We start from the raw sequence: 287 nt of genomic DNA on the forward strand, positions 1-287 counted from the left end.
CTGTACAGCTCTGGCAATTTTAGCAGATGAAGGAAAATTAGACTGGGACGATAAAGTTTCAAAATATATTCCTGAATTTCAAATGTATGATCCGTATGTTTCTCAGAATGTTACCATTAAAGATCTGGTAACGCATAGAGCAGGATTAGGATTAGGACAAGGTGATCTGATGTTTTTTCCGGAAGGTGGAAATTTAACCGTAAATGATATTGTTCACAACGTCCGCTATTTAAAACCGGAAAATCCTTTTAGAACCACATTAGATTATAACAATATTATGTTCATCG

At 34.8% G+C, this 287-nt stretch carries 1 protein-coding gene; it reads left to right on the forward strand.

Annotated features, from left to right (window positions below; translation table 11 throughout):
• Positions 1–287: serine hydrolase domain-containing protein (locus tag ACPYOJ_RS35125; protein WP_481420349.1), on the forward strand; the 287-nt coding region annotated here is incomplete at both ends.

This window comes from Rhizobium sp. SVR5-9E, from assembly GCF_056755095.1.